Source organism: Streptomyces sp. NBC_01176, from assembly GCF_045039825.1.
Taxonomy (GTDB): Bacteria; Actinomycetota; Actinomycetes; order Streptomycetales; family Streptomycetaceae; genus Streptomyces.
In genome coordinates this window covers 5,688,164-5,710,902 of record NZ_CP108600.1, presented here as the reverse complement: position 1 = coordinate 5,710,902, position 22,739 = coordinate 5,688,164, and the positions used below count along the sequence as shown (strand labels likewise).

At 72.2% G+C, this 22,739-nt stretch carries 17 protein-coding genes and 1 tRNA gene; 13 read left to right on the top strand and 5 right to left on the bottom strand.

Features of this window, described 5'->3' with window-relative positions:
• Positions 1-6 precede the first annotated feature (6 nt).
• From OG199_RS24675 to OG199_RS24665, 3 genes are all read left to right on the top strand, one after another.
• On the top strand, positions 7-1,542 hold the full coding sequence (locus OG199_RS24675) for an MFS transporter (protein ID WP_405831300.1): 1,536 nt from the start codon (positions 7-9) through the stop codon (positions 1,540-1,542).
• A 297-nt stretch (positions 1,543-1,839) separates the two neighbouring features.
• Entirely contained in the window at positions 1,840-2,421 is a 582-nt protein-coding gene (locus OG199_RS24670) for a DUF485 domain-containing protein (RefSeq protein WP_401800724.1), read from the top strand.
• On the top strand, positions 2,418-4,100 hold the full coding sequence (locus OG199_RS24665) for a cation acetate symporter (protein WP_401800722.1): 1,683 nt from the start codon (positions 2,418-2,420) through the stop codon (positions 4,098-4,100). Before OG199_RS24670 ends, OG199_RS24665 begins: the two co-directional genes overlap by 4 nt.
• Before the next feature lie 777 nt (positions 4,101-4,877).
• Here OG199_RS24665 and OG199_RS24660 read toward each other — a convergent pair.
• The 3 genes from OG199_RS24660 to OG199_RS24650 all read right to left on the bottom strand — a co-directional run bounded on the left by OG199_RS24660 (position 4,878) and on the right by OG199_RS24650 (position 9,879).
• Positions 4,878-5,765, bottom strand: coding sequence for a cellulose-binding protein (locus OG199_RS24660; RefSeq protein WP_405831298.1), 888 nt, complete (start codon positions 5,763-5,765; stop codon positions 4,878-4,880).
• Between the two features lie 219 nt (positions 5,766-5,984).
• The gene (locus tag OG199_RS24655) at positions 5,985-8,876 is read right to left on the bottom strand and encodes an SUKH-4 family immunity protein (RefSeq protein WP_405831297.1); all 2,892 of its coding nucleotides are present in this window, start codon (positions 8,874-8,876) and stop codon (positions 5,985-5,987) included.
• Between the two features lie 7 nt (positions 8,877-8,883).
• Positions 8,884-9,879, bottom strand: a complete 996-nt coding sequence (locus OG199_RS24650) for an SMI1/KNR4 family protein (RefSeq protein ID WP_405831295.1) — start codon at positions 9,877-9,879, stop codon at positions 8,884-8,886.
• A 228-nt stretch (positions 9,880-10,107) separates the two neighbouring features.
• On the opposite strand from OG199_RS24650, the gene OG199_RS24645 reads away from it, so the two are divergent.
• The gene (locus tag OG199_RS24645) at positions 10,108-10,614 is read left to right on the top strand and encodes a YwqJ-related putative deaminase (RefSeq protein WP_266699645.1); all 507 of its coding nucleotides are present in this window, start codon (positions 10,108-10,110) and stop codon (positions 10,612-10,614) included.
• Between the two features lie 133 nt (positions 10,615-10,747).
• Positions 10,748-11,242 (top strand): SUKH-3 domain-containing protein, encoded by a 495-nt coding sequence (locus tag OG199_RS24640; protein ID WP_356805014.1) that lies wholly within the window; start codon positions 10,748-10,750, stop codon positions 11,240-11,242.
• A gap of 276 nt (positions 11,243-11,518) precedes the next feature.
• On the opposite strand, the gene OG199_RS24635 is transcribed toward OG199_RS24640, so the two are convergent.
• Positions 11,519-12,829 carry a histidine kinase gene (locus tag OG199_RS24635; RefSeq protein WP_356805016.1) on the bottom strand — a complete coding sequence of 437 codons (1,311 nt, stop codon included), beginning with the start codon at positions 12,827-12,829 and terminating at the stop codon, positions 11,519-11,521.
• 242 nt (positions 12,830-13,071) lie between these two features.
• Here OG199_RS24635 and OG199_RS24630 point away from each other — a divergent pair.
• The 6 genes from OG199_RS24630 to OG199_RS24605 all read left to right on the top strand — a co-directional run bounded on the left by OG199_RS24630 (position 13,072) and on the right by OG199_RS24605 (position 17,876).
• A tRNA-Gln gene (locus OG199_RS24630) sits at positions 13,072-13,146 on the top strand.
• 115 nt (positions 13,147-13,261) lie between these two features.
• A complete protein-coding gene (gene glmU / locus OG199_RS24625; RefSeq protein WP_356805018.1) occupies positions 13,262-14,710 on the top strand; it encodes a bifunctional UDP-N-acetylglucosamine diphosphorylase/glucosamine-1-phosphate N-acetyltransferase GlmU in 1,449 nt (482 codons plus the stop codon).
• Between the two features lie 145 nt (positions 14,711-14,855).
• Positions 14,856-15,830, top strand: coding sequence for a ribose-phosphate diphosphokinase (locus OG199_RS24620; RefSeq protein ID WP_148008788.1), 975 nt, complete (start codon positions 14,856-14,858; stop codon positions 15,828-15,830).
• A 171-nt stretch (positions 15,831-16,001) separates the two neighbouring features.
• Positions 16,002-16,586: a 50S ribosomal protein L25/general stress protein Ctc gene (locus tag OG199_RS24615; protein ID WP_356805020.1), complete on the top strand. Its 585-nt coding sequence runs from the start codon at positions 16,002-16,004 to the stop codon at positions 16,584-16,586.
• Positions 16,587-16,674: 88 nt separating this feature from the next.
• Positions 16,675-17,286, top strand: coding sequence for an aminoacyl-tRNA hydrolase (gene pth / locus OG199_RS24610; RefSeq protein WP_266699650.1), 612 nt, complete (start codon positions 16,675-16,677; stop codon positions 17,284-17,286).
• Positions 17,287-17,381: 95 nt separating this feature from the next.
• Positions 17,382-17,876, top strand: coding sequence for a hypothetical protein (locus tag OG199_RS24605; protein WP_356805022.1), 495 nt, complete (start codon positions 17,382-17,384; stop codon positions 17,874-17,876).
• A gap of 51 nt (positions 17,877-17,927) precedes the next feature.
• Here the strand turns inward: OG199_RS24605 and ppc are convergent, their stop codons facing one another.
• A complete protein-coding gene (gene ppc / locus OG199_RS24600) occupies positions 17,928-20,660 on the bottom strand; it encodes a phosphoenolpyruvate carboxylase (protein ID WP_405831292.1) in 2,733 nt (910 codons plus the stop codon).
• Positions 20,661-20,998: 338 nt separating this feature from the next.
• Here ppc and OG199_RS24595 point away from each other — a divergent pair, with 338 nt between their 5' ends.
• A complete protein-coding gene (locus tag OG199_RS24595; RefSeq protein WP_356808821.1) occupies positions 20,999-22,009 on the top strand; it encodes a fatty acid desaturase in 1,011 nt (336 codons plus the stop codon).
• Positions 22,006-22,686, top strand: a complete 681-nt coding sequence (locus OG199_RS24590) for a TetR/AcrR family transcriptional regulator (RefSeq protein ID WP_148008794.1) — start codon at positions 22,006-22,008, stop codon at positions 22,684-22,686. The genes OG199_RS24595 and OG199_RS24590 overlap by 4 nt, the downstream gene beginning before the upstream one ends.
• The last annotated feature ends 53 nt before the right edge of the window (positions 22,687-22,739 follow it).

Genomic DNA, 22,739 nt, shown 5'->3' with positions numbered 1-22,739 from the left:
AGGCGGATGGATGCAAGGGGAAGGAATCCCGTGGACCAGGGGGACACCGAGATACGCACCGCGGGGGCCGCACGCCCGGGGGCTCCCCCCGACCGCAGGGGCGCGGTCGTCGCGGCTCTCATGCTCGCCATGGCGCTCGCCGCGCTGGACTCCACCATCGTGTCGACCGCCGTGCCGCAGATCGTCGGCGACCTCGGCGGCTTCTCGGTCTTCTCCTGGCTGTTCTCCGGCTATCTGCTCGCGGTGACGGTCACCCTGCCGGTGTACGGCAAGCTGTCGGACACCTTCGGCCGCAAGCCGGTGCTGATCACCGGCGCCGTCGTCTTCCTCCTCGGCTCCGCGCTCTGCGCCACCGCCTGGAACATGGCCGCGCTCATCGTCTTCCGCGTCGTCCAGGGCCTCGGCGGCGGCGCGCTCCAGGGCACGGTGCAGACGCTCGCCGCCGACCTCTACCCGCTCAAGGAGCGCCCGAAGATCCAGGCCAAGCTGTCCACGGTGTGGGCGACTTCGGCGGTCGCGGGCCCGGGCCTCGGCGGTGTGCTCGCCGCGTACGCGGACTGGCGGTGGATCTTCCTCATCAACCTGCCGATCGGCGCGCTCGCCCTGTGGCTGATCGTCCGTCATCTGCACGAGCCGGTACGGGAGTCCTCCGGCCGTGCGCGCATCGACTGGGCGGGCGCGCTCGCCGTCTTCGCCTGCGGCGGCGTCCTGCTGACCGCTCTGGTGCAGGGCGGGGTGGCCTGGGACTGGCTGTCGGCGCCCTCGCTCTCCCTGTTCGGTACGGGACTCGCGCTGATCGGGGCCGTGGTGGTGATCGAGCGCCGGGCGGCCGAGCCGATCATCCCCGGGTGGGTGTGGCGGCGCCGCACGATCGCCGCGGTGAATCTGGCGCTGGGCGCGCTGGGGCTGCTCATGGTCGCCCCCTCGGTGTTCCTGCCCACGTACGCGCAGGCGGTCCTCGGTCTGGCCCCGGTCACGGCCGGGTTCGTGCTGTCGGTGTGGACGCTGAGCTGGCCGGTGTCCGCGGCGCTCAGCCAGCACGTGTACCGGCGGATCGGTTTCCGCAACACCGCGATGGCCGGCATCGGCGCGGCGGCCCTGATCCTGCTGGCCTTCCCGTTCCTCCCCTATCCGGGCGCGCCCTGGCAGCCGACCCTGCTGATGCTGCTGCTGGGAGGCGCCCTGGGCCTCTTCCAGCTCCCACTGATCATCGGCGTCCAGTCGACGGTCGGCTGGGACGAACGCGGCACGACCACCGCGTCCGTCCTCTTCTGCCGTCAGACCGGTCAGACCGTCGGCGCGACCCTGTTCGGGGCGATCGCCAACGGAGTGCTGGCCGCGCGGCTCGGCGGGGCCGGGGACCTGGACGCGGTGACGCGGGCGCTGGACTCGGGCGCGGCGGGCGAGCGGGTGCGGCACGCGGTCGCCGACGCGGTCCACGCCGTGTACCTCGGCGCCGCGTGCGCCGCCGTACTCGCCTTCCTGGTGCTGCTGTTCGTGGCACCGAGGCGCTTCCCGGTCCTCGACAACCCGACGGACTGAGGGCGTCGCGGCTGCCGCCGGGTACGTGTTCCGGTGGGAGTGGAGTCTGTCAGCGGGGTACGCGGGGGAGGCACACGGTTGCGAACACCCCCCACCTCAGACACCACTCCCCTACCTCTTCACACTTCCACCACAGGGGTCACTCGGGTAACACCCCAGGTCAGCGAAGTAAGCGCATACCGACCGACCAGTTCGGCGAAACCCGCGCCCACAACGGCTACCTGCGAGTAGCGTGCCTCGCCCACCCCCTGCTCCCTGCGGTCCGCACCGGACCCGAGCCACGCAAGGAGAACCGGGATGCCAGACGCGTTCTCGTCCCCCGAGTACCAGACGCCGCACCGACCGCCCGGACAGCCCCCGCATCCACCCTCGTACCGGCCGCCGTATCCGCAGCGGTCCCCGTCCCCGTATCCGGAGTTCCAGGACGCTCCGGGGTTCCAGGACGCTCCGGAGTTCCAGGACGCTCCGGAGTACCGGGACGGACCCGCCCCGTACTCCCCCGCGTTCGCCACCTACCCCTGGCAACCGCGGCCCCCCGAGCCGCCGAGAAGGCGGCGGCCGCGGCATCACGCGCTGGGGCAGCACAGCGACATCCGGCTGCTGCGCGGCGCCTACCGCCGGCAGCGGCGGGTGGCGACGCTCACGGCGCTCGGGTACTTCACCCTCTTCCTCCTCCTGTCGGCGTTCGCACCGGGCCTGATGACGAGCACGGTGTCCGGCGGACTGCCGACCGGGCTGCTGCTCGGGCTGTTGCAGGTGCCCGTGACCTGCCTGGCGATCGGCGTGTACGAGTACACGGCACGCCGGGGCGTCGACCCGGTCGCGGACCGGATCCGGCGGCAGAGCGAGCTGGACGCCAAGCGGGAGGCGGCCCGATGACCGGGGCGATCGAGAGGGGCGGGACCGGGTTCAGCAGTTCCGCGCAGACCATGTCACTGGTGGCGTTCACCGCGGTCACCACGGTCACGCTGCTGCTGTGCGTGATGACCGGGCCGGACCGCGACGACCTCGACGAGTTCTACACGGGGTACGGGTCGCTGTCGCCGATGCGCAACGGCCTCGCCATCGCCGGGGACTACATCTCGGCGGCGACCGTGCTCGGCACCGGCGGGGTCATCGCGCTCGCCGGGTACGACGGGGTCGTGCTCGCGCTGAGCACGGCGCTCTCCCTGATGCTGCTGATGTTCCTGCTGGCCGAACCGCTGCGCAACGCGGGCCGGTTCACCATGGGCGACGCACTCGCGCGGCGGATGCCGGGGCGTGCCGTACGCGTCACCGCGTGCGCCGCGACCATCGTCGCCCTGCTGCCGCTGATGCTCGTCCAACTGGCCGGCACCGGCGACCTGCTGGCGTTCATCCTCGGCTTCTCCGGTGACGCGCTGAAGACCGGCTGCATCGTCGGGCTCGGCACGCTGATGATCGGCTACGCGGCGATCGGGGGCATGAAGGGCACGGCCCTCATCCAGATCCTGAAGATCGTGATGCTGCTCGGCTCGGGCACCGTGGTCGCCCTGCTCATCCTGAACCGCTTCGACTGGGACCCGGGGGCGCTCTCCCGGGCGGCCGCCGACCACAGTGGTGTCGGCAGCGCGTTCCTCCACTCCGGTCTGCAGTTCACGGGTGGCCCGAGCCCCCGCCTCGACATGATCACTTCGGAGCTGACGGTCGTCCTGGGCGGCGCCTGTCTCCCGCACGTCACCATGCGCATGTACACCGCCGGCAGCGCCCGTCAGGTACGCCGCTCGCTGTCCTGGGCCGTACCGTGCGTGGCCCTCTTCGTACTGGTCATCACGGTCGTCGGCTTCGGGGCCACGGCGCTGATCGGACGCGGGGTGATCGCGCAGGCCGATCCGCAGGGCAACACGGCGTATCTGCTCGGCTCGCGGGCCGCGTTCGGGCCGGACGTCTCGACGGCCGAGACGCTCCTGTTCACCACCGTCACCACGGCGATCTTCCTGACCGTGCTCGCCTCCGTCGCCGGAATGATCCTGGCCTGCGCCAACTCCCTGGCGCACGACGTGTTCGCGCACGCCCGGCTCTTCCGGGGACGGCGCCACGACGACGAGCTCTCCCCCCGCCGCGAGATGCTCCTCGCCCGCCTGTCGGCCCTCGCGGTGGGCGCGCCGGCGATCCTGCTGGCCACCCTCGTCCAGCACCGCAGCCTGCAGCCGCTGATCACGCTCTCCTTCTGCCTGGGCGCCTCCGCGCTGGCGCCCGCGCTGGTCTACGGGCTGTTCTGGCGCCGCTACACCCGCACGGGCCTGCTGTGCACCCTCATCGGCGGTTCACTGACGGTCCTGATCCTGATGACCGGCACCAACCTGGTCTCCGGATCACCCACCGCCGCGTTTCCCGAGGCCGACTTCAACTGGTTCCCGTTCACCACGACCGGGCTGGTGTCGATCCCGCTGGGCTTCGCGTACGGATGGCTGGGGACCGTGGTCTCGGGGCGCCGGAAGTCGGAGGAGCAGCGCAGGCAGTACGAGGCGGTGGAGGGCTGGATCCTGGCGGGAGCGGTGCGGTCACCGGGCCGTACGGGTTCTCGCGGCACGCGCTGAGCCTCCGGCGGCTGCCCCGTCGCCCCTCCCGTCGGCCGCCGGCGGACCGTGCGCCGCGGGGCGCTGCGGCGGGGCGCTGCCGCGGGGCGCTGCCGCGGGCCATGGGGCGGGGCGGGGGCGATGGTTCGGAGCGGGGCCGATGGCCGTGCGGCGCGGCGGCCGCGGCCGCCGCCAGGAGCGGGAACACGAGCCACGAGCCGTCCGTCGCGGGCCGCAAGTCCGCTGCTCCGGACCGCTGTCCGGAGCAGGACCGCTGTCCGGAGCAGGACCGCGGGCCGACGTGCGGAGCGGGGCCGCGGGTCGGAGCAGGACACGGGCCGTGCGGAGCTGGCCGTTGTCGGGGGCCGCAGGCCGGTGCGGGGTCACGGGCCGGAGCAGAACCACGACCCGTGCGCCGCAGACCCCTGTCGCGAGCCGCGGCCCGAAGCCGGCCCGCACGCCGTCATCCCGCGCGGGGCCGCGGGCCGGAGCAGGACACGAGCCTCGTGCGCCGCAGGACGCGGGCCGTTGTCGCAGACCGCAGCACGCCGTTGTCGCGGGCCGCAGGCCGGAGCGGGCCACGGGCCGTGCGCCGCAGGACGCGGGCCGTTGTCGCAGACCGCAGCACGCCGTTGCTGCGTGCCGCAGGCCGGAGCGGGCCACGAGCCTCGTGCGCCGCGGAACGCGGGCCGCTGTCGTACGCCGCGGGTCGGTGCGGGGCCGCGGGCCGGTGCGGGGCCGTGGGTCGGGACCGGGCCGCGGGCCGGTGCGGGGGCGTCGGTCGGCGTGCCGTCGTGGCTACTCCACCGGGGCCCGGCCCGTCAGGGTCATGAGGCTCGACCGTACGTGGTCCATGTGGGCCCGTACGTCGTCCCAGCGCTCGCCGTGTTCGCGCAGCACCCGCTCGGTCTCGCGGACGGTCCGCTCCTCCCGCACCCGCGCCTCGGCGATCAGTTCGGCGGCCCGCGCCACCGCGTCCTCCTGCTTGTGTCGGGCCGACTCCTCGGCCTGGGCGTAGTCGCTCCGGGCCGCGGCGAGGGCGGCCTGGGCGCGGGCCACCCGCTGTTCGTGGTGCGCCTCGAACGCCGCCACCCGCTCGGCGGCCCCGCGCTCGGCCTCCTCCCGGCGCGCGGCGTGCTCCTTCTCGTGCTCGACGAGGAGCCCCTCCGTGCGCCGGCGCACCTCGCGCAGCGCGGCCAGTGCCGCCCCGCGGTTCTCCTTGATCTCCCGGCGGGCGGCGATCCGTACGCCGTCGGCCTCGGCGCGGGCGGCGAGCAGCCGCTGCCGGGCGCCCTCCTCGGCCTCGGCGCGCAGCCCGTCGGCGTACTCCTGGGCGGCGTCGCGGACCCGGCGCCCCGCCGCCTCGGCCTCGTCGACGGCGTGCCGGGCCTCGTGGCGCGCACTCTCGCGCACGGCCGTGGCCTCCTCCTCACCGAGTTCGAAGAGCCGGCGGGCGCGTTCGCCGAGCGTGTCGTACGTCTGCGGGGCAAGCCGTGTCACGGCCTCGCGCAGCCGCCGTGCCTCCCCGTCCATCTCCTTGGCCAGGACGGTCAGCCGGGCGGCCCGCTCCCAGGCGGCGTCCCGGTCCCGCGAGAGGGCCGCGGTGTACGCGTCGACCTGCTCGGGACGGTAACCGCGCCCCCGTACAGCCGGGAAGCCGTGCGGCGACACCGATGCGCTGCTCATCCCTGAACCCCTCTCCGATGTGCGCCCTGCGACATGATTCGTCGACATCATGTGGCGCATATCCTGATGGATGAGGCGTAAGTGTTCATAACGCGACACTCCGCCCGCCCGTTCCGGTCGAGGGAAGTAAAAAATGGGTTGAACCCGGTCATGTGCACCGGGTTCAACCCATGGGTGGTGTTCCGCGCGGAAGCCGCGACGCTCAGCGGAAGGTGGAGGTCACAGCAGGCCGTCCCACATCTGTTCCAACAGGACCGACCACCAGCTCTCCGGCGAGCCGAGCGCCGCCGGGTCCAGGGACGCGAGCTGGGCCTGGAAGTCGACGGTCCAGCGCCCCGCCTGCTCCTGGTTGAGCCCGAACCGCAGCCGCCACATCCGGCCGAGCAGCGCCAGGCAGCGCGCGAACTCGGGCAGACCCGTGTTCACGAACTGGGGCGGCACCGGGGCACCGCCCGGACCCGCCTCCACCGGCACGGCCACGATGTTCGCCGTGCCGTACTGGACACAGATCGCCTTGCCGAAGTCGCTGCCCATGACCAGGTACGAACCCGCGTCCGGCGCCGGATGCACCCCGCGCTCCTGCGCCAGCTCGGCGAGCGTCGGCACCGGACGGCCCGGCTGCGCCTGCGCCCAGAAGAACGGGCCCATGTCGACCGGGAGTCCGGCCACCACCAGGGTGTGCGCCACGATGTTCGGCACGCCCTGCCGGGAGACCGCGACCTGGTCGAACCGGAACACGCCCGGTCCGAACGCCGCCGCCAGCTCGTGCCCGATCGCCTCCGGCGGGACCGGCGGCGCGGGCTGCACCGGCGGGATCGGCGCCCGCACCGGTGCCGGGCGCGCCGGACCGTCCGCCACCTGGTGCAACTCGCCCTGGTGTGCGAGGAGTTCGTGCATACCCTGCTGACGGCTCGCGTGGTCCGTCCCGTACGGGGCGATGCTCGTGATCCGTGCCTGCGGCCAGGTCTCCCGGATCATCCGTGCGCAGTACGCGCCCGGCAGCTCGCAGGACTCCAACTCGGTGTGCAGCTCCAGCACTTGCTGCGGCGGCACGTTCATCGCCCGCAGTTCGTGCAGCATCTGCCACTCCGGGTGCGGGGTGCCCGGCGCCGAACGCCGGATCAGCTGCTGCTCCGAGCCGTCCTGCGCGCGGTAGCGCAGGACGGCCTGGTAACCGGGGCCGACCGTCGGCTGACCGGTCGGCGGGTACCCGTACGCCGGGGGCTGCTGGCCGGGGGGCATGGGGTGGCCGGGGACCGGACCCCCCATCGGCTGGCCGGGCATGGGCTGGCCGGGCATGGGCTGGCCGGGCATCGGCTGGCCCGGCATGGGCTGTGGTGCGCCCTGCGGCACGCCGGGGACCTGCGGCGCGCCTGGACCCTGCGGGGGCGGCGGTGCGCCGGGGCCGCCGGACTGCGGGCCCGCCAGCATCGTCGCGGCGTGGTGCACGCCGGGGGGCTGACCGCCCGGAGCCCCGGGAGCACTTGGGGGCCCGGGGGTACCGGGCGGCTGGGGTGCGCCGGGGCCACCCGCGGGCGGACCCGCCAGCATCGTCGCGGCATGGTGGACACCGCCGGGCGGCGTCCCGCCCGGAGGCTGCGGGGCGCCGGGCGTGGCAGGCGCCCCGGGAGGGCCGGGAACGCCCGGCGCCGCCGGGCCCCCGGGGCCGCCCGGGCCCAGCTGGGAGACGAGTTGGGTGGGTACGTACCCGCCCGCCGGGGTGCCCGGAGCACCGGGCCCGGACGGCGCGGGCGCGCTGCCCTGCCGTACGCCCGGGGCACCCGGGGCGCTCGGCGGGGGCGGCGCGCTCGGGACGCCGCCCCGCGCGCCCCGCGGCGGCTGTGCCTTGCTGGTCGCGGCGTCGGCGATGTCACCGGCGTTCGGCGGCAGCGGCCGGGGAGGCGTCACGGGGGCACCCGGACCGGCGGGCGGCTGCGGGGAGTTAGGCGCGTCGTCCGGCGCCTGTGGGTAGCCGTACCCGGGCGCACCCGCGGAGGGCGTGCCCTGCGGACCGTCGGGAGCGGAAGGACCGGGCGGCGGAGGCGGCGGGGTACTCGGAGCGCCACCGGGCCCCTGCGGGAACCCGTAGGCGGGCGGGGCGGCGGGAGGTGGTGTGCCGGGCACCGGCCGGCCCTGCGGGTAGCCGTACGGCGGGGCCGGTGCGGGGTCGTCGAGCGCGGGTGCGACCGCCGTGCGCGGAAGTTGGCTGCCGCCGGAGATCAGGGCCGTCTTGGCGTCCGCGATCGCCCCGGGCAGTGGCGTGCCGGTGTCGTCGACATCGGTCAGCGGCGGCGCGAACACCGTCGCCGGCAGCGGTACGGAACGGTCCTCGCCCGCGTCGGCGTTGGTGTCCGTCCCCGCCCACGGTGTCGCCGACGCGGGAACCCCCGGCGCTCCCACGGCGTCCTGCGGACCGGCGTCCGGTTCGTCACCGGCCGCGGCGGCGGGCCAAGGCGTGGCTCCACCGGAAACGCCGGAACCACCGGACCCACCGGGAAGACCGGCCACACCGGGCACACCGGGCGCGGTGCGCGGTCCGGCTCCGAAGGGCCCTGCGTGCGGCACCGCGTCCTCCGGCTCACCCGGCGCCGGGACCACCGGACCACCGCCCGCGGAAGCCGGGCCCTGCCCCGGGCCGGATGCCCCGGCGGCGGCAGCCGCAGCCGCAGCCGCAGCCGGACGGGATCCCGCCCCGTCGGAGCCCGACCCCTCGGACGCCCCCGGACGTCGGTCCGGAATCCCCAGCTTGTCCGCGGCCTCCTGCAGCCACTCCGGGGGACTCAGCAGGAACGACGTCTGGTTGAGATCGACCCGGGCCGAAGGCGCCGGCGCCGGTTCCGGGGGCCCGTCCGGCACCCCGTACTCCTCCTCGTACCGGCGGATCACCTCACCGACCGGCAGCCCGGGCCAGAGCGTCGCCTCGCCGCTGTCCCGCGCGATGACGAGCCGCTGCGCGCCACCGTCCGAGCGCGGACCGTCGGCGCGGTCCTCCGCCCAGACGACGAAGCCGAGTTCGAACTCCCGGACCCGCACCTCGCGATGCTGGTAGCCGGGCACCTCGCCGTTGATCCACTCTTCCGCGCGCTCCTGCGCCTGCGCGAAGGTCACCATCGGACGTTCACTCCCCCACCGAAGACTCGGAAGAGACGGGAACGGCGTGCGCGAAGCCGCCGTCCACCATCAGGTTCGCCACCGTCTCCAGCTCCGGCGGATTGCCCGCGAGCCGGGACAGGAACTGGTCGAAGTCGGCGCCGCAGGACAGCAGCAGCCGCTGCACACGCTCGGCCGGCGGCCACGCGTCCTGGTCGCGGGCGTCGTCGTACGCGCAGAACCACACCGACCCGATCGCGTCACCCTTCACCTTGACGGCGAGCAGGCCGCCCTGCACGAACCCGACGCACAGGTAGTCCTTGGTCAGATGGTCGCGCAGACACTTGTTGATGTACACGAGGTCGTTGACCGCGGCCTCTTCGCGCACCGTGAAGAACGGCTGGTCGAGCAGGAGTCCGAGTTCCGCGTCGAGCACGGCACCCACCGGCGCGCAGCCGCCCGCCGCCTTCAGGAAGGACCGATAGGCACCCGGCAGCCGGTACCCGAGATCCTCCTCGACCGCCAGCACCTGCTGCTCCGTGACCGCGACCGAGGACTTCGGCAGCGCGAAGTGCGCGGGCCGCGTCTCCTGCAACGGCCGCGTCCCACGCTTGGTGTGGTCGACGTTCGTGGTCGCGATGCCACCGTGGTGGCGCAGCAGCGCCTTCACCTCGACGGGGACGAGCTCCAGCCGCCGGGTACCGGCCACGTGGTGCCAGGTCCAGCCGTGCGGCGTGGCCACGGGCGGGATCGTGTCCCACAGCTCGTGTCCGGTCGCGGCGAGCGCCGCGTTCGCGGACACGTAGTCCGTCAGGCGCAGTTCGTCGACGCCGAAGCCCTCCGGGGGTTCGGCGATCTCGGCGGCGGCACGCGCGTACGCCGAGAAGTCGGGGTAGCCGTGCGCGTCGACCCGTACGCCTCTGGGGTGGCGAGCGGCCCGGACCGGATCCGGGAAGTGCACGACCTGCCCGGCGTAGGCCGCGTTCGGCGGCGCGGCTTGCTGCCCGAGCCGACCTGTCGTCATGGCTGTTGCCCCCTGCGGCGTTCTCAATAGCTGTATGGATCGCGGATGTCGACAGCCTATGCGGTTGAAGGACACCGGTCACCGGGCCTCCGGTTCCGTGACCTGCCGTCACCTGGCCGTGACGGTGCGACGAAGCCCGGGCGTGTCGCGCGCCCCAGCTTCCCCACCCGCCACGCCGTTTGGCAGTCTGTAGCCGCATCGGGGGATGCACGGGAGGGAAGAGCGATCATGAACGCGACGCATACAGGCACGTCCGGGGACCCGCGCGTCGGCTGGAGCGGCTCCGAGGCACCGCACGCCCCCACCCTCCTGCACCGCCGGGACGGCATACTTCCGACCGTCGCCGCCGCCCTCTCCGTGCGCGGCGCGACCCTGACGGGCACCGCGGCCCGCGGCGACCAGCCGCCCGCCCTGCACCCCCTGGTCCAGGACTTCCTCGACACCCTCACCAGCGCGCAGCGCGACCGCTTCACCGGCCGCTGCGCCGAGGCGATCCTGATCTCGCGGCACATCACCGGTCTGGACGCGGCGCGCAGCAAGCGGGCCGCACGCAAGCCGATGACCAACGGCGAGGCGCGCAGGGCCCTCAAGCAGGCCAAGCTCACCGCGCGTCGCATCCGCGAGGACGGTGACCCGCTGCACGGGAGCTTCGCGGCGCCCTGCCGTGCCTGCACGGCGCTCAGTGAGCACTTCGGCGTCCGCGTCGTCGATCCGACGGCGTCCGCCGACGCCTGAACCCATCCGCCCCCGCACCCGTACGTACAACGGCGCCCGTCTTCTCCCACCGCCACGCCCCGCCGCGCCGCCGATCTCCTGTCCCCGACTTTCTCGTCCCCCGCTCCCATGTCGCTCGACGAACGAAGGGCAGATGCACGCCGACCGCACCTCCACCACACGCTTCTCCGTCCCCGTGGACGCCGCGCTCCGCTCCGCGGGGTGGCAGCCCGGACGCTGGGACATAAAGCAGGCCGAGTACTGGGCCGACGCACTGCGGGAGTACGAGTCGCCCGCCGGGCACCGGCACGCCGTGTTCCCGGCCGCGGTGGAGGCGTGGGCGGAGTTCGGCGGTCTACGGGTCGTGCCGTCCGGGCCCGGACGGCAGCTCGCCCCGACCGCGCTCCACTTCGACCCGTTGCACGGGCTGCACATGGCGCGCACCCTTGGTGACCTCGGGCGGGCGCTGGACGCCGAGGTGTGTCCGCTGGGTGAGGAGTCCGACTCCCGGGCGCTGCTCGCCATCGACAGTGAGGGGCGGGTCTACGCGCTCGATCACACCGGTGACTGGTATCTCGGACCGGACATCGACGCGGCCCTGACGACCCTCGTGTCCGGTCTGGAACCGGTGCGCCTGACGGCGGGCTGACCGGGTTCCTCGCCCCCGCCGCCCCTACCCCCGACCCGTCCCCGGGCTCGGACCCCGCCAGGGGCGCCGCGCCCCCTGGACCCTCGCCTTCGCCCGAAGGGCTCGTCCTCAAACGCCGGACGGGCTGATGATGCGGGCCCTGGCTGCAGAATTTCAGCCCCCGTCCGGCAATTCATCTCGCCCGGACGAGGCCGTCCAGGCCGAACGGGGGTCTGGGGGCGGAGCCCCGGTCACGGGACTGCGGCACCCGGGAACCCGGGGTCGCGGCGGATGCGTTCAGGCCTGCGCGGGGAGGACCGCCGACACCCGGAAACCGCCCGCGTCCGTGGGACCGGAGACGAACACCCCGCCGAGCGCGGCAACACGTTCCTTCATGCCCAGCAGCCCGTTGCCCCCGCTGGGAAGCCGCACGGCGGACACCGCCCCGGGCTCGGGCGGGCACTCGTTCTCGACCTGCATGGCGATCTCGGACACCCGATGAGCGAGCCGCACGTACGTCTTCGCACCGGCCGCGTGCTTGTGGACGTTGGTCAGCGCCTCCTGGACGACCCGGTAGGCGGTCTGTTCGATCTCCGGCGCGTACGGGCGCGTGTCGCCCTCCACCGACAGAGCGACCACCATCCCGGCCGCCGCCGACTGCCCGACCAGCTCGTCCAGTTCCGCGAGGCTGGGCCCGTCACCCGGATCGTCTGCCGCGCGCGACGCCGCCGCGGCCGCCGCCATGCCCACCGCGGCCAGCGGCACCGGCTGAGGCCGCGAGGCCAGCCCGTCCCCCGTGCGCAGCACGCCCAGCATCTCGCGCAGCTCGGTCAGCGCCTGCCGTCCCATGTCGCCGACCAGCGCCGCGTTCCGTACGGCCTTCTCGGGGTCCTTCCGGGCCACGGCCTGAAGAGCCGCCGCGTGCACCACCATCAGGGACACCCGGTGCGCGACCACGTCGTGCATCTCCCGCGCGATCCGCGTCCGCTCCTCGTTGCGCGCCCACTCCGCCCGCTCCTCGGCCCGCTCGGCCAGCAGTTGCAACTCCCGCTCCAGCGAGTCGGCCCGCTCCCGCAGGCTCTCCATCAGCCGGCGCCGTGCCCCCACGTACAGGCCGAGCAGGACGGGCGGGGCGGTCATGCCGATGGCGGTCGTGATGGAGACGAAGGGGACGAACCAGTCCCCCATGGTCACGTCCCCGCGCACCATGCCCTGATGGGCCCGGACGAACGTGACGATCAGCATCCCGGCGAAGGACATTCCGGCGAGCGCCGCGATGATCCGGCGCGGCAGCTCGGACGCGGCGAGCGTGTACAGCCCGACGAGTCCCATCGCGAAGCCCATCTGCGCGGGCGTGATCGCGATCGACACCAGCACGACGGCGATCGGCCACTTCCGCCGCAGCAGCAGCACGGACCCGGCGAGCAGACCGAACACCGCGCCCACCGCCGCCGGCAGGCCCGCGTCGTGTGCGAACGGAATTCCCTCCGTCGCGCACTCGGCCGCCGACACCGCCGCGAGGCCCGCGTCGAGCGCGGCACCGCGCCACCTGACCCACCACCACGGCCCTGTCCCGGCCTCGGTGTGCTCTTCCCCCGTCGTGGTCATGCCTCCAGCCTACGTTTGCTCCCCGCCCCTTTTCCGGTGAGTTTCGCCTCCTCTCCGACACCGCGGCCCGCTGTCGATCGGACGCGAAACCTGCCGGTATCCCTCGAACTGCCGAATCGCTCACCGTTCGACCCCGGAAGCCCCGCTCGCATCAGTACCGTCGCGTCGAAGGCACCCGGTACGGCATAGTGTTGGGTGCCCACTCGGCGACCTGACCAAATGTCCGGTTCAGTCGGGTTTGATCCCCCGTGGTGTAATTGGCAGCACTGTGGCTTTTGGTGCCATCTGTCCGGGTTCGAGTCCTGGCGGGGGAGCCACGACCGATTCGGGCCCTGACAGTTCCGTCGGGGCCCGCTCTCATGTCACTCCTGATACGCCCCGGTATCCTGCGGTTGTCCACACCCCAGCCATCCGTAGCCGAAGGGCATTCCCGTGAGCGCCAATCGCCCGGCAGCCGTCGTCGTTCTCGCAGCGGGTGAGGGCACCCGTATGAAGTCGGCCACACCCAAGGTCCTGCACGAACTGTGCGGCCGTTCCCTGGTGGGCCATGTACTCGCGGCCGCCCGCGCGTTGGAGCCGGAGAACCTGGTCGTCGTCGTGGGCCACGCCCGCGAGCAGGTCACCGCGCACCTCGCCGCGGCCGACCCCGCGGTCCGCACCGCCGTACAGGCCGAGCAGAACGGCACCGGACACGCCGTCCGCATGGGCCTCGAAGAACTCGGCGGCGGCATCGACGGGACCGTCGTCGTGGTCTGCGGCGACACCCCGCTGCTGAGCGGCGAGACCCTGCGCCGCCTCGCCGCGGCCCACGACACCGACGGCAACGCCGTCACCGTGCTCACCGCCGAGGTCCCCGACGCCACCGGCTACGGCCGTATCGTCCGGGACGGGGCCAGCGGCGCCGTCACCGCCATCGTCGAGCACAAGGACGCCACCGAGTCGCAGCGCGCGATCCGGGAGATCAACTCCGGGGTGTTCGCCTTCGACGGACAGCTGCTCGCGGACGCGCTCGGCAAGGTGCGGACCGACAACAGCCAGGGCGAGGAGTACCTCACCGACGTCCTGGGCATTCTGCGCGAGGCCGGGCACCGGGTCGGCGCCTCCGTCGCCGCCGACCACCGGGAGATCGCCGGGATCAACAACCGCGTCCAGCTGGCCGCGGCCCGCCGCACCCTCAACGACCGGCTGCTGGAGCGGGCCATGCTCGCCGGCGTCACCGTCATCGACCCGGCCTCGACCTGGGTCGACGTCACCGTCACCTTCGAGCAGGACGCGATCGTGCACCCCGGCACCCAGTTGCAGGGCGCCACGCATCTCGCCGAGGGCGCCGAGGTCGGGCCCAACTGCCGTCTGAAGGACACCAGAGTGGGCGCGGGGGCGCGGGTCGACACCACGGTCGCCGACACCGCCGAGGTCGGCCCCGAGGCCACCGTCGGCCCGTTCGCCTACCTGCGCCCCGGCACCCGCCTCGGCCTCAAGGCCAAGGTCGGCACGTACGTCGAGACGAAGAACGCCACGATCGGCGAGGGCACCAAGGTCCCGCACCTCTCCTACGTGGGCGACGCGACGATCGGCGACCACTCGAACATCGGTGCCGCCAGCGTCTTCGTGAACTACGACGGGCAGGAGAAGCACCACACCACCGTGGGCTCCCACTGCCGCACCGGTTCGGACAACATGTTTGTGGCTCCCGTCACGGTGGGGGACGGCGCGTACACCGCGGCGGGCTCCGTCATCACCAAGGACGTACCGCCCGGTTCGCTCGCCGTGGCCCGTGGCCAGCAGCGGAATATCGAGGGTTGGGTGGCCCGCAAGCGTCCGGGGAGCGCGGCCGCGAAGGCCGCCGAGGCGGCCTCCCGGGAGCCGGAAGGCGAAGCCTGACCGGAAACAGGTGCGTCTGACACGGCGTACCGTGATAAGTGCACACCCGCACCGTGCACCCGCACCCCCAGCTGAGACGGCCTCCCGCGCCCAGTGGAGATGTCCGCTCACCATCCAGCTGAGACACCTCTGAGGAGACAGTGCTGTGACCGGGATCAAGACGACCGGCAAGAAGAAGATGATGTTCTTCTCCGGCCGCGCCCACCCCGAGCTTGCTGAGGAAGTCGCCCACAAGCTGGGTGTCGGGGTAGTCCCGACGAAGGCCTTCGACTTCGCCAACGGCGAGATCTACATCCGCTACCAGGAGTCCGCCCGCGGCGCCGACTGCTTCCTGATGCAGAGCCACACGGCTCCCATCAACAAGTGGATCATGGAACAGCTGATCATGATCGACGCCCTGAAGCGGGCGTCCGCGCGGAGCATCACGGTGATCGTGCCGTTCTACGGTTACGCCCGGCAGGACAAGAAGCACCGCGGACGTGAACCGATCTCGGCGCGTCTGATCGCGGACCTGATGAAGACGGCCGGTGCCGACCGCATCCTCACCGTCGACCTGCACACCGACCAGATCCAGGGCTTCTTCGACGGCCCGGTCGACCACCTCTTCGCGCTGCCGATCCTGGCGGACTACGTGGGCGCCAAGGTCGACCGGTCGAAGCTCACCGTCGTCTCCCCGGACGCGGGCCGGGTGCGCGTCGCCGACCGGTGGTGCGACCGCCTGGACGCCCCGCTGGCGATCGTGCACAAGCGCCGCGACAAGGACGTCGCCAACCAGGTCACCGTCCACGAGGTGGTCGGTGACGTGAAGGGCCGCGTCTGCGTCCTCGTCGACGACATGATCGACACGGGTGGCACGATCTGCGCCGCCGCCGACGCCCTCTTCGCGCACGGCGCCGAGGACGTCATCGTCACGGCCACGCACGGTGTGCTCTCCGGTCCGGCCGCCGACCGCCTGAAGAACTCCAAGGTCAGCGAGTTCGTCTTCACGGACACCCTGCCGACCCCGGGCGAGCTGGAGCTGGACAAGATCACGGTGCTCTCCATCGCGCCGACGATCGCCAACGCGGTGCGTGAGGTCTTCGAGGACGGCTCGGTGACGAGCCTGTTCGAGGAGCAGTAGAGATCCTTTTGGGTGTGGCCTTCCCGCCGAGTACACTGCCAAAGTTGCTCGGCGAGGGAGGCCACACTTCTGTGTGGCGGTCCGTTATCGACGCGCTCTTCGTAGCAGGCCGTTGTTCGGCCGGGTGACTCATCCCCAGGCCCTTCGGGTCCCTTACTACGAGGAGTGAACATGTCCGAGGTCAAGCTCGCCGCCGAGACCCGTACCGAGTTCGGCAAGGGCGCCGCCCGCCGCATCCGCCGCGAGAGCAAGGTTCCCGCGGTCGTCTACGGCCACGGCACCGAGCCCGTCCACATCGCGCTGCCGGGCCACGAGCTGCAGCTCGCCCTGCGCACCCCGAACGTCCTGCTCACCCTGGACATCGAGGGCAAGACCGAGCTCGCGATCCCGAAGGCCGTCCAGCGTGACGCCATCAAGGGCTTCCTCGAGCACGTCGACCTGCTCCTCGTGAAGCGCGGCGAGAAGGTCAACGTCGAGGTCTACGTCCACACCGAGGGCGAGCTCGCTCCGGGTGCCTACCTGCTCGAGCACGTGCTCAGCACGCTGACGGTCGAGGCCGAGGCCACCCACATCCCCGAGTCTGTCACCGTCTCCATCCAGGGCCTGGAGGCCGGCGCGGCCATCCTCGCCAAGGACATCCCGCTCCCCAAGGGCACCACGCTGGCGATCGACGAGGACGCGGTCGTCCTCCAGGTCCTCGCCGCCCAGGCGGAGGAGGCCCCGGCGGACGCCGAGGCCGAGACCACCGAGGCCTGATTCCTCCCGGAATCGCATGCGCCGGCCGCCGCTCCCTCCCGGGGCGGCGGTCGGTGCGTTGTCCAGGACACAGGCGCATCAAGGACCCATGGGAGACACCGACGTGACGACGGACGCAGGCGCCCCCTGGCTGATCGTGGGCCTCGGCAATCCCGGCCCCGAGTACGCCATGAACCGGCACAACGTGGGCTTCATGGTCGCCGACCTGCTGGCGGAGCGGATCGGCGGCAGCTTCAAGCGGGCGGGGAAGGCCCAGGCGCAGGTGATCGAGGGCCGCATCGGCCCGCCCGGTCCGGCGAACCGCCGGGTGATCCTGGCCAAGCCGATGTCGTACATGAACCTGTCCGGCGGCCCGGTGAACGCGCTGCGCGACTTCTACAAGGTGCCGCTCGCCCATGTCGTCGCGATCCATGACGAGCTGGACATCGACTACGGGGTGCTGCGGCTCAAGCTGGGCGGCGGCGACAACGGGCACAACGGGCTGAAGTCCATGACGAAGGCGATGGGTCCCGACTACCACCGGGTGCGCTTCGGCATCGGCCGGCCCCCGGGCCGGATGCAGGTCGCCGACTTCGTCCTCAAGGACTTCGCCTCGGCCGAGCGCAAGGAGCTGGGCTACTTCGTGGACCGGGCCTCGGACGCGGTGGAGTGCCTCGTCATCGACGGCCTGGAGCGGGCGCAGGGCACGTACAACTCCTGAGCGGCCGTCAGGGGCGAGCGATCTGCTCGTACAACTGTGGACTTGTCCCCCGGCCGAGTTGACCGAACGCAGGGCCATGGCCAAGGATCGCCGCCATGCCCGCCGCCGCACACAAGCACGCCCGCAAGAACGCGCACACGGCGCTGCGGTTCGGGCGGCTCGCGGCGATGGGGACGGTCACGGCACTGATCCTGATCGCGGGTGTCTGGGGCTCCTGGGGCACGGCACAGCACGTGATGCTGAGCAAGGGCCGGGAGCAGGGCACGATGACCGTGACGGCGTGCTCGGAGGAACGGTGCACGGGGCCGTACCGGCCGGTGTCGGCGGGTTCCCGGGCGCGGGACCGCGTCACCATCGAGGAGTCGGCCGCGGTGCGCAAGGGGCGCACGTACGCGGTCACGGTGAAGCCCGGCAGCGGTGACGTGGTCCGCAGCGGCCCGGCCGGACTGCTCTACGCGTGGGTCCCGTTCGGAGGCGCGCTGCTGCTGGCCTCGGTAGTGGTCGCGGGTGGTCTGCGACGCCCTCGGTCGGCCTGGGTGATGGCGGGCGCGGGGCTCGCACTGCTGACGGCGACGTTCCTGGCCCTGTGAGCCGACGGCGGTACCCCCGGGCCGGGGGTACCGCCGTCGGCACGCCGAGGATCAGCCGGTGTTGCGCAGGCCGGCCGCCACCCCGTTGACGGTCAGCAGTAGGGCTCGCGACAGCAGCGGGTCGGGTTCCGCGCCGGCCGCGGCCTCGTCGCGCTGGCGCTTGAGCAGGGCGACCTGGAGGTAGGAGATCGGGTCCAGGTAGGCGTCGCGGATCGAGAAGGTCTGCTGGAGCACGGGGTTGGTGTCCAGGAGCCGCTCACCGCCCGTCACGCGCAGCACTTCGCTGACGGTGAGCCGGTGCTCGGCCTCGATGCTGGCGAACACGTGCTTCAGCTCGTCGGGGACGAGCGTGTCGACGTAGTGCCGGGCGATCCGCAGGTCCGTCTTCGCGAGCGTCATCTCGACGTTGGAGAGGAAGTTGCGGAAGAAGTGCCACTGCTCGTGCATCTCGTCGAGCACCGTGTCGAGGCCGGCCTCGCGCAGGGCCTTCAGACCCGAGCCGACACCGAACCAGCCCGGCACGATCTGCCGCGACTGGGTCCACCCGAAGACCCACGGGATGGCGCGCAGTCCGTCCAGCGAGACGCCCGAGCCGGGGCGCCGGGAGGGCCGCGAGCCCAGGTGCAGGTCGGCGAGCTGGTCGACCGGCGTGGAGGCGAGGAAGTACGTCGGCAGGTCCGGGTCCTCGACGAACCGCCGGTAGGCGGAGTGGGCGGCCTCGGAGACGACGTCCATGGCCGCGTCCCAGCGGGCCAGTGCCTCGTCGGACTGGCGCGGGGCGGTGTGCAGGGCGGAGGCCTGGAGGGTGGCGGCGACCGTCAGTTCCAGGTTCTCCCGGGCCAGCGAGGGCACGAGGTACTTGTCGGAGATGACCTCGCCCTGCTCGGTCACCTTGATCTCGCCCTCGAGGGTGCCCCAGGGCTGCGCGAGGATCGCGTCGTGGGAGGGGCCGCCACCCCGGCCGACGGTGCCGCCCCGGCCGTGGAAGAGCCGCAGCCGCACCCCGTACCGGTGGGCGACGTCGCGCAGCCGTCGCTGGGCGCGGTGGATCTCCCACTGGGAGGTCGTGATGCCGCCGAACTTCGAGGAGTCGGAGTAGCCGAGCATGACCTCCTGGACGTCTCCGCGCAGCGCGACGAGGCGCCGGTAGGAGGGGTCGGCGAGCATGTCGTCCAGGATCACGTCGGCGGCGCGCAGCTCGTCGGTGGTCTCCAGGAGCGGCACGATGCCGATCTTCGCCCAGCCGCCGTGCAGGTCGAGCAGGCCCGCCTCGCGGGCGAGCACGGCGGCGGCGAACACGTCGTCGGCGCCCTGGCACATCGAGATGATGTACGACTCGATGACCTCGGGTCCGAAGACCTGCAGGGCCCGCTTCACCGTCTGGAAGACGCCGATGGTCTTCTCACCGGCGGCGTCGACCGGTGCCGGGGTCGGGGCCAGCGGGCGCCGGGAGCGCAGTTCCTTGGCGAGGAGCTTGGCGCGGTACTCGCGGGGCATGTCGGCGTAGCGCCAGGACTCCTCGCCGAGCCGGTCGAAGAGCTGGCCGAGGGCGTGGTGGTGGGCGTCCGCGTGTTCGCGTACGTCCATGGTGGCGAGCTGGAGGCCGAAGGCGGCCAGCGTGCGGATGGTGCGGTTCATGCGGCCGTCGGCGAACAGCGCGCCGCGGTGCTCGCGCAGCGAGCTCTGGATCAGGGTGAGGTCGCGCAGCAGCTCGGCGGTGCCGAGATAGTCGCGGCCGGCCTCGTGCGGGATGCCCCTGGCGAGACGCTGCTTGGTGTTCTCCAGCTTCTGGCGGATGCAGGTGGCCTTGAGCCGGTAGGGCTCCTCGGCGTTCAGCCGCTTGTAGCGGGGGCTGATCTCCGGCAGCCGCTCCAGGTCGGCCCGGAGGGAGTCCAGCAGTTCTTCGGTGGCGCCGGTGTACCGGATCGAGTTCGACAGGAAGCCGCGCAGTTCGTCGATCATCTCCAGCGCGTCGTTGATGCCGTGCTCGTGCTGGAGGATCAGGACGTCCCAGGTGACGTCGGGGGTGACGTTCGGGTTGCCGTCGCGGTCGCCGCCGATCCAGGTGCCGAAGGTGAGCGGCCGGGTCTCGTCGGGCACCTTCACGCCGACGCGCTCCAGTTCGGCGGTGAGGTCCTCCAGTACGTCCCCGACGGCGCCGGCGTGCAGCTCGTCCAGGTAGTAGATGGCGTTGCGGGCCTCGTCGGCGGGTTCGGGGCGGACCACGCGCAGCTCGTCGGTCTGCCACACCAGGTCGATGTTCTCCGCCAGCCGGATGTCGTAGCGGCGGCGGTCGGCCTCGATGACGGGGGTCTCCAGCAGGGCGGCGATACGGCGCAGCTTGTTGAGGACCGAGCGGCGGGCCGCCTCCGTCGGGTGGGCGGTGAAGACGGGGCGGACGTTGAGGTTCTTGACCGTCTCGCGCAGGTGGTCCGGGTCGGCGTCCTTGAGCCGGTCGGCGGTCCGGGAGAGCAGTCCGCCCTCGGCGGCCCGCCTGGCGCGCAGCTCACGGCCGCGGTGCACCTGCTCGGTGACGTTCGCCAGATGGAAGTACGTCGAGAACGCGCGGACCAGCTTGGCCGCGGTCTCCAGCTCGGTGCCGCGCAGCAGCTCGGCGGCGGCTTCGCCGTCCTCGCGGGTCAGGCGGCGGACCTTCTCGACCAGTTCCAGGAGCTCGGGGCCCTCCTGGCGGACGAGGGTCTCCCCCAGCAGGTCGCCCAGGCGCCGGATGTCGGCGCGCAGCTCGCTGCTGGTCGTCGTGGTCTGGTCGTCGGCACTGCTCACAGGTGCGGCTCCTTGCAGTGTGGAAGCTCGGCTGAAGAGTGTGGAAGCTCGTCTGAAGCTCGTCTGGGAGGGAACCCGGGTGACGACCGCGCGGCGGGTGCCGCTTAGGGACGTGGCATCCGGGAATAAACAGAACGGACCGCGCTGTCCGACCGACTCCAAGGATAGGTGTCCAGGTGGACGCGCAGGGTCTCGGGCTGTTGCCGCTCGGCAGCGCGCTGCCATACTTACGATGCCGTAGGTTACGGAAGCGTAGGGATTCCCGTCAGACAACGGGAGAACCCTGGAGCCCGTACCCGGCCACTCTTCCCCACCCTCGAATCCCACAGGGGACGCCCATGCGCACGAGCTCGGATGTGATCGACGATGCCCCGGGGGCGAACGACGACCCCTCCATCCCCCCTGCCACGCTGGGCGGAGAGAAGAAGGGGTCGCTCGAACAGCTCACACTCCTCCTCTTCATCACCGTCCCGTTCCTCGCGCTGCTCGCCGCGGTACCGCTGGTCTGGGGCTGGGGAGTGAGCTGGCTGGATCTCGGCCTCCTGGTCTTCTTCTACTACCTGGGTTGCCACGGCGTGACGATCGGCTACCACCGCTACTTCACGCATGGTTCGTTCAAGGCGAAACGCCCGCTGCGGATCGCGGTCGCGATCGCGGGTTCGATGGCGGTCGAGGGCCCGGTCGTCCGCTGGGTCGCCGACCACCGCAAGCATCACAAGTTCTCCGACGCGGAGGGCGACCCGCATTCGCCGTGGCGCTACGGCGAGACGGTTCCGGCGCTGATGAAGGGCCTGTGGTGGGCGCATATCGGCTGGATGTTCGATGAGGAGCGGACCCCGCAGGAGAAGTACGCCCCCGACCTGATCAAGGACCCGGCGATTCGTGCGATCTCGCGCCAGTTCATCTACTGGACCATGCTCTCCCTCGCGCTGCCGCCCCTGATCGGCGGTCTGGCGACGATGTCCTGGTGGGGCGCGTTCACCGGCTTCTTCTGGGGCTCACTCGTCCGGGTGGCCCTGTTGCACCATGTGACCTGGTCGATCAACTCGATCTGCCACGCGGTGGGCAAGCGTCCGTTCAAGTCGCGTGACCGCTCGGGCAACGTGTGGTGGCTGGCCGTGCTGTCCTGCGGCGAGTCCTGGCACAACCTGCACCACGCCGACCCGACCTCGGCCCGGCACGGCGTGGAGCGCGGCCAGCTGGACTCCTCGGCCAGGATCATCCGTTGGTGTGAGCAACTGGGCTGGGCGTACGACGTGCGCTGGCCGTCACGCTCGCGTATCGATTCCAAGCGTGACACCGACGGGTCCGCCTCCCGGCGCAAGACGGAAGCCCCCGACCCGGCATGATTGACGGCGTGGCGACCGACTCCAGCAGCACCCCAGGCAGCAATGAAAAGCCGCGGCGTGCGCGTCGCACCCGCATGACCGGTGCCGAGCGCCGTCAGCAGCTGCTGGAGATCGGCCGCACCCTGTTCGCCGCGAAGGGTTTCGAGGGCACGTCGGTGGAGGAGATCGCGGCCAAGGCGGGCGTCTCCAAGCCGGTGGTCTACGAGCACTTCGGCGGCAAGGAGGGCCTGTACGCGGTGGTGGTGGACCGTGAGATGCGCCGGCTGCTGGACATGGTCACCGGCTCCCTGACGGCGGGCCATCCGCGTGAACTGTGCGAGCAGGCCGCCTTCGCCCTCCTGGACTACATCGAGGAGTACACGGACGGCTTCCGCATCCTGGTCCGGGACTCCCCCATCCCTCAGTCCACGGGGTCCTTCGCCTCACTCATCTCCGACATCGCCACCCAGGTGGAGGACATCCTGGGCCGCGAGTTCAAGAGCCGCGGCTTCGACCCGAAGCTCGCCCCGCTGTACGCGCAGGCGCTGGTCGGGATGGTCGCGCTGACCGGGCAGTGGTGGCTGGACGTCCGCAAGCCCCGCAAGGCCGAGGTCGCCGCGCATCTGGTGAACCTGGCCTGGCACGGCCTGGACGGCCTGGAGCCGAAGCCCCGTCTGATAGGGCACCGCAAGAGCTGAGTGTGCCGCCGCAGGCTCGATATCGACCACAAAGAAGGCGTTCCCCACGAGGA